We start from the raw sequence: 7,145 nt of genomic DNA, 5'->3' as shown, positions 1-7,145 counted from the left end.
CCTCGATTGACTTTTTTGACCTCGTTCAAGAGCGTTTCGGACGGAAGAAGATCTTTTTCTCCCGGGCTGGGAGGGATGTGCTTGTAGCGCACGACGCCTTCCTTATCTACAATGAAGTAAGAGCGGGTGGCCTGCAGCCGGTCTTCGCGGAATACTCCATAGGCCTTCAAAACTTTGTGTACGACCGTAACGTCGCGTCCGCCGCTGAGTAGGGGATAACCGATTTTCAGGAAATCGGCCAAGGCCTTTTGCGAGAACTGCGTGGTTGCGGCGATTCCCAGCACCTCAGTATTTTCCGCCTGGAACTTTGGATAGTTGTCCGAACCGGACGCTTGCAGTTGTTTAATTCACGTGGGGTCGTAGTCGTAACCGTAGAAATTGATGAGAACGTTCTTTCCTTTGAGGCTGCTGAGCTTGATTTTTCCTCCCTTGGTGCTGTCGAGCTCGAAGTCCGGCGCCTTCTCTCCGACTTCGAGAGCCGACGCCGAAAGGGACGTGGCCAGGATAAAAATTGCGGAGAGGAGCGTATGCCGCAGCGGATTTTTTAGCCGTCTCATGATCGGCCTCCGTTTATTGGACGCCTGAGTACTCGCAATCATGCAACGAGGCATCCAGGGACGCTACTCTATATCGCCGCGCCCATGGGACGTCAACTCCCCGAAGGGGTACTTATCCACAGCCTCCGGGGGGAGCTAACCGAGGGCGTCGCGTACCGCCAGGACGGCGGCTTCCGTGCGGTTTTTTACCTCGAGTTTTCTGAAGAGGGCCTTAAGGTGCATCTTGATGGTCTCGCGCGAGAGGTTCACCAAGCGGCTCATCTCCTCATTGGAAAGCCCCTCGGCCAGGAGGTGAAGCAGCCTAAGCTCTTGTTCGGTCAGGCCGTATTTCTCGGCAAATTCTTTTTTCTTGTCGCCCTCCAAGACCTGGGCCGTGCGTGCGTTGCGCGGCAGGGTCAGATGGGCCAGGTAGGGGGAATTCCAGGATTTTCCCTGAAAGGTGTGGCGGATGATCTCGATGAAATCTTTTTGATCAGCGTCCTTGAGGATATAGCCGGCGGCCCCGGCTCTCAGCGCCGAGATGATTTTTTCGTCGTCGTCGTGGATCGAGAGCATGAGGACCTTGGCCTTGGGGACCAAGCTGGAAATGAGCTTGGCCGCTTTGATCCCGTCCATTTTCGGCATGCGCACGTCCAGGAGGGCGATGTCCGGTTCTTTTTCCTGCGCCTGGACCACCGCCTCCTGGCCGTCGGCCGCTTCCGCGACGACCCGGATATCGCGCACGCCTTCCAACAGCTTTCTGAGACTCTGGCGAAAGAGCCGTTCATCATCGGCGATCATGATCTTGATCGGCATAGGCCTGTTGCTCCTCCTCGGGGTTCAATGGCAGGGCGACTGAAACCGCGAAGCCGCCGCCGGGCCGGCTTTCAGCCCAGATCTTTCCACGGTGCGCCTCGGCCACAAGCTTGCAGTAGGGGAGGCCGAGGCCGGTCCCGGTTTCGAGCTTTCCCTGGTCGCGCGAGTAGAATGCGTCGAAAATCTTCGGCAGGTCGTTTTCGGGAATGCCGTCGCCCTCGTCCTCGACGCGAATGACCGCTGAGGGTCCGCGTCCCTCGTCGCTCCCGACCAGCGCCGTCGATATTTGAATGCGGCTTTGGTGCGGTGAAAACTTGATGGCGTTGCTCAGTAGGTTGATGAGCAGGCGCGTCAATCTTCTTTTGTCGGCGGTCAAAATAATGTCGGCAGCGGCGGAGCGGACCACGATCTCGAGGTTCTTTTCCTCGATCTCGGGGCCGAGGATCCTGAGGCTCGTCTGAATCGGCTCGTCGACCCGAAGCGGGCCGAGGGCGAGCGGCAGGTCGCCGAAATCGGAGCGGTAAATATCGAGCATCTCGTTGACCATTCCGAGAACGAGGTCGCCTGCGCTGACCAGGTCTTGAAGGATTTTTTTGCGCTGGCCGCCGTTCGTTTCCGGCGGCGTCTGATCGAGGCGCTCCAGAGTTTTCTTGATCCCGAGAAGGGGATTCTTGAGGTCGTGGGCGATCATGTGCGCCATCGCCGCGCGTTTCTTCTCCGTGTCGGCCAGCTCTTTGCTGCGCTCGGCGAATTTCCGCTCGAGCTCCCGGCGGTAGCTCTCGACCTCGGCTTTGGACCGGCCGAGCTCTTCCAGCATGCGGTTGAAAGAAGCGGCGAGAACGCCGATCTCGTCTTTGGAGTCGATCCCGACCGCGGCCGAGTAATTTCCTGCCGCGACCTGCTCGGTGCCGCGCACCAGCTCCTTCAGCGGCCGGGTCAATCGTCGGCCCCAAATCCAGGAGACGGAAAAGGCCAGCGCGATGCCGATCAGCGCGACCGAGAGCAAGGCCTGCTGCAGACTGCGGATCGCCATCGTCATCTCGCGGGAAGGAAAGAAAACCGAGATGACGCCTTGGGCTTCCCGGTCGGTGACGAGCGGCAGGCGGATCTCGAGCGCAGCCGCCGGGCCGCTTCGATGCCATTCGGATTCCTGATTGCCGCCGCTCATGGCCGCAGCCGGGGATGATCGCTTAGCGGCTTTGCCCGGTTTGTCGGATGTGTACGTGCGGTTTCCGACGGTGACGACGATCTTTCCGCCGGCGACCTGCTCCAGTTTTTTGATCAGGTCGCGGTCGAGCGCATAGCCGGCGATGACGACGCCGAGGATGTCGTTGCCCTCGATGCTCTCCGCGGCGCGGAGGTAGGCCTTGCCGGCGCGCTCCTCGACGCCATAGTTGGACATCTCGCCGGTTCTGTGCAGCAGTCCCTGGGCGTCTTTCGCCAGCGGAGGAGTGTCGCCGTATACCGAGGGATCGTGCACGCGGAGAAAAATTCTGCCGTTCCGATCCAGAATCTCGATAAAGTCCATCTGGACCGAGCCGACCAACGGCAGAAGGAGTTGGAATACCGTCGCGCGGTCCTGTTTTTGCAGCCCCTCTCGGACTCCCGGCATCTCCGCGATCCAGTGGACGAGGCCGATGGCGGTTTCCCGTTTTTCGGTCAATAGAAGCTCGACCTGTTCCGCCTGGGCGCGCGACTTTTCCGCAAAGCGCCGCTCCAGGATCGTGGAAAGAGTGTTGGACGTCCACAGGATCGCCAAGCCCATGGGCAGAAGAATGATCACCAGGGAAGAGAGCAGCAGTTTGTGCAGGACGCTTTTCATCGCTCGCCCTCGGCTCGATGGGCGAATTTCGCGAACCCGCGCATCCATGCCTGGACCGGCGGGTCGAGCGGGCCCTTGCCGATCAGAAGCAGCGGCCGGGTGAACGGATAAGCGCCCTGGACGATATTCTCCTCGTTGGGAGACTTTCCATTGATCGCCAGCACCTTGACTCCCTCGTCCTGAGCCTCTTCCACGCCGACGATGCCGTAACCGAGCGAGCCGCGAACGCGCTTGATCGTGCGCAGGATCTTTTCTTTGTTGGCGCGGAGAACGAAGGCCTTTTCCGAGCCGTTGAAGCCTTTGCCGAAAAGATTGTCGATGAACATCGTATGGAGCGCGGAGCTGCCCTCGCGCGTCAGCGGCACAATGCCTTTGTCTTCGCCGCCGACCTCGCGCCAGTTGGTGATTTTTCCGAGGTAAATCTTCCTGAGTTGCTCCAAAGTCAGGCTCGTCGCCTGGTTCCACGGATAACTCAGAAAAATGATCGCGTCGTGGCCGACCGGCTCCACGTGGAGCGCGGCTATTTCGGCGGCGGTGAGATTCCTCGTTACGAGGCCGATCTGGATCTCGCCGGCTTGCGTCGCGATGACGGCATAGTTGGAGTTGGCGCGGCGGATGTCCACCTCGATTTCAGGATGGTCTTTGCGGAAGCGGGCGGAAAATTTCTCCGCCAGCGGGACGAGGGACTGCGCGCCGCCGATCGTAATCTTCTGCGGCCGTGTCTGGGCGTGGAGACACTGCGGAATATAAAAGGCGACGAAAAGCAGGAAGGCGACTGCGAGTCGCGCTACGGCCATAAGACGGTTCCTTAGACGGGGCTACTATGGCATCACGCAAGACCGCTGTCTAGTCGGCCGGAGTCAGGATCAATGCAGGCGCGTCGGTGACATCTGCATCATCGGATAATCGGATATATTTTCCTTCTCGCCACAGCGCCGTCTGATCGCGATAGTGCGGCGACAAGAAATGGCCGGACTGGCCCGAGGACGTGATGAATAGGGAACGTTCGAGGGCGGCCAGGTCTATGATCATCCTGAGCGACGGCCCGACGACCTGCCGGTAGGGCTTGGAGCGGCGATAGAATCCGATGTTGATCGTGACTCCGTCTCCCGACGCCGGGAACGGTCCGGCGGAGAGAAATCCGCGCAGCAGTCGGTTCCCATCTAATGGATGGCTCAGAGTGAGCGTGTGGATCTTGCCCCAAGTCCACTGATCCATATTGTCGCCCAGCCGGCCGCGCAGTTCGTTGCAGGTCTCGCGCAGACTTGTTTCGACCAGCTCCGGCCTCGGCTGCTGAGCGAACCAGGGCGAGGCGGAATCGCGGAGAATTTGTTCCACCGGGAAGAGCGATTGGTTGAAGATTTCCAGGTAGGCGAGGTATAGATTTTCTCCGAGCGCGGGCTGAAGCAGACGGCCGGTCAAGCGGTGGTAAAATATCTGGAAGAGCGCGGCCTCAACGCTGTTTGGCGAACAATCGCCGTTCCAACGGAGCAATTTTTCCGCCGCCTTGCCGAGGGCGTCGTTTCCCTCCGCCAGCGCCGCGAGATCCGGGCTAAGAATCGCCGTTATCTCTCTTCCGTGCGTTGAGATTCCGTCCTGCTGAATTTCAGCCATGTCCGCGACGGAAAACTTCTTTTTCGCCGCCAGCAATTCTTTGATGCGGCGTATGCGGTAGGGCGGATCGAAAAGGTCGGATAGGTGGTACGCATATCCCCCGGCCGCGATGTCGTTATTGGCCGTGGCGATAGCGCCCTCGGGCGGATTATAAAGACAGGGAAGCTCCTCGAAGGGGATATAACCTTTCCATTCGGATTCGGAGCCCCAGCCCGGGAGAGGAAGAAACGACGGACGCGCGGAACGGATCGGAATGCTGCCGGCCAGGCTGTAGCCGATATTGCCGCTCCGGTCGGCGTAAACGTAATTGAGCGTCGGCGCCGTCTGGTGCGAAAGGCTCTCGCGGAACTCCTTCCAGTCGCGCGCCCGGTTGATGCCGTGAAGGACGCATAGCTCGCGGCTTGGATCGTGGGCCGTCCATTTGAAGGCGAGGGCCTCCTCGGCGCCGTCGGTGTCTTCTCTTCGCGTGAAGTCGCTGAGAAGCGGGCCGTGCCGGGTAAAGCGGATTTTCTTTGTGACGGTTTTGCCGCCGTGCACGGGAATCTTTTCTTCTTCCGAGCGCATCCGGATCCAGTCGCCGTCGGCGAGGTACGTGTCGGGCTCCGCCGGGTGGAGCTTTTCGCGATAGAGATCGGCGTCGTCGCAAAGCGCCGCGGTGACTCCCCAGGCGATCTGCCGGTTGTGGCCGACGTGGACGCATGGGGAGCCTGGAATCGATGCGCCCCGAACATCGAACTCTTCTTCGTCCTTTCCGTCGCGCTCAGCCCGTAAATGGATCAGGTACCAGAAGGACGGTTGTTCCATTCTGAGATGCGGGTCGTTGCACAGGAGCGGACCGCCGGTCGCGGAACGCCAGGGAGCAACCACCCAGTTGTTGCTCCCCTGGCCGGCGGCGATCCAGCCGGCGGCCTCGAAAGTGCCGCTCATGAACTGGAGCAGCGCGCGCGAGTCCGCCGCGATTTGACGGGTGATGCTGGGGCCGGCCGCCGGATAGCTCGGCATGAGGGAATGCAGTTTATCCGGATGGCCGGCCAATTTTTCCGCTATGGCCGTCCAGGTGACGCGCGTGAAGAGAGACGTGGAAAGAAAAAACGCGAATCCCTTGGCGATCGTGAGACTGTCTTCGGGGCGCCACGGATCGGGCTCGTAGCCGAGCAGGCGAAACTCCAGCGGCAACGATTTGAGATGCGTTTCGATGTAGCGGTTGACGCCCGCGCTATAAGCCTCCAAAAATTCGACGAGACGCGCCGGCAAGCGGCCGAGCGAGGCCTCCGCGGCCCGGCGCATTCCCGCCAGACGAAAAAAATAATCCAGATTGACGGCGCCCTTGTCGCGGATGTGGACGGAAATCCCTTCGCACGGGATCGGTCGGTTTCCAATGACTTCCGCCGTGCGGCCGCAGAGAAAGCGGCGCTTCATATCCATCTGCCAGAGTCTTTCCTGGGCGTGAAGGTATCCCTGCGCCATGAACAGGTCGCGTTGAGTGGAGGCGTAAAGATGCGGGACGCAATAGGGGCCCCAGCGGACTTTTACTTCTTTCGTGAGCTCCGGTAACGAAATCTCGCCGCGCGTCTGCGGCTGTGTCTTGCGCAGCCAGCAGAGGAACAGGGGATGGAAGAATGCGGAAAAGAAGTTTCGAGTTTCGGGCGTCGAGTTTCGAGTCAATCGCATCGGCTCATTGTCCCAAAACTCAAAATTTCTCAGCTAAAGAATGGTTTTGACGGAAGGACGCTCTTTCATTCGTTTGAGCCAGGCGCCGAGCTTGGGCAAGGACGCATCGGGAAGGCCGCCCATGCCTTCCATACGGATGAATCGGGGGATCAGGGCCGCGTCCACGAGCGAGAATTCTCCCGCCAGATACGGCTCGCTGCCGATCTCGCGCTCGAGACGCTGCAACAGGTTTTTGAGATCGCTTTTCGCCTTGTCGATCGTTTCCTGGTCGCGCTCCTTCTCGTCTTTCAACAGCTCGCGGCGGATCTTCTGGTAGGGAACGTCCACGTGATTCATGCCGTAGTCGGTCAGGATGCGGATCTTGGCGCGCTTGGCGTGATCCTTGGGCATGAGCGGCGGCTCGGGATATTTTTCGTCGAGATACTCGTTGATGATGAGAGACTCGTAGAGCACGCTCGCGCCGTCGATCAAGACCGGCACTTTTCCGTATGGGTTGAGCTTCAAGAACTCCGCTTTCTTCTGCTCGCCCTTCTTGAGGTCGACCGGGATCGTTTCATAGGGAAGCTTCTTCTCCGCGAGAACCACCTTGACGCGCTGGCAATTGGGCGAGCTAAGAAAGTCGTAAAGTTTGATCGCAGCCATGATCTCTCCTGTGGTGTGATTTCTCTTAGGTCATTAACTCAGCG

6 protein-coding genes are annotated in these 7,145 nt (G+C 59.7%); all 6 read right to left on the bottom strand.

Annotated elements, in window-relative coordinates; all coding sequences use genetic code 11:
- Positions 1-557, bottom strand: a 557-nt coding sequence (locus VGL70_20170) for a peroxiredoxin family protein (GenBank protein ID HEY3305849.1), incomplete at its 3' end; no start/stop codon positions are given.
- Positions 558-692: 135 nt separating this feature from the next.
- Positions 693-1,352: a response regulator transcription factor gene (locus tag VGL70_20165; protein ID HEY3305848.1), complete on the bottom strand. Its 660-nt coding sequence runs from the start codon at positions 1,350-1,352 to the stop codon at positions 693-695.
- On the bottom strand, positions 1,324-3,174 hold the full coding sequence (locus VGL70_20160; GenBank protein HEY3305847.1) for an ATP-binding protein: 1,851 nt from the start codon (positions 3,172-3,174) through the stop codon (positions 1,324-1,326). The genes VGL70_20165 and VGL70_20160 overlap by 29 nt, the downstream gene beginning before the upstream one ends.
- Positions 3,171-3,971, bottom strand: coding sequence for a substrate-binding domain-containing protein (locus VGL70_20155; GenBank protein ID HEY3305846.1), 801 nt, complete (start codon positions 3,969-3,971; stop codon positions 3,171-3,173). Before VGL70_20155 ends, VGL70_20160 begins: the two co-directional genes overlap by 4 nt.
- Before the next feature lie 49 nt (positions 3,972-4,020).
- The gene (locus tag VGL70_20150) at positions 4,021-6,459 is read right to left on the bottom strand and encodes a penicillin acylase family protein (protein ID HEY3305845.1); all 2,439 of its coding nucleotides are present in this window, start codon (positions 6,457-6,459) and stop codon (positions 4,021-4,023) included.
- Between the two features lie 33 nt (positions 6,460-6,492).
- Positions 6,493-7,101, bottom strand: a complete 609-nt coding sequence (locus VGL70_20145; protein ID HEY3305844.1) for a glutathione S-transferase family protein — start codon at positions 7,099-7,101, stop codon at positions 6,493-6,495.
- Positions 7,102-7,145 lie beyond the last annotated feature (44 nt).

Source organism: Candidatus Binatia bacterium (assembly GCA_036504975.1).
GTDB lineage: Bacteria > Desulfobacterota > Binatia > UBA9968 > UBA9968 > JAJPJQ01.
Note: the sequence above shows the minus strand (reverse complement) of the source record. Positions and strands in the feature narration are given on the sequence as shown.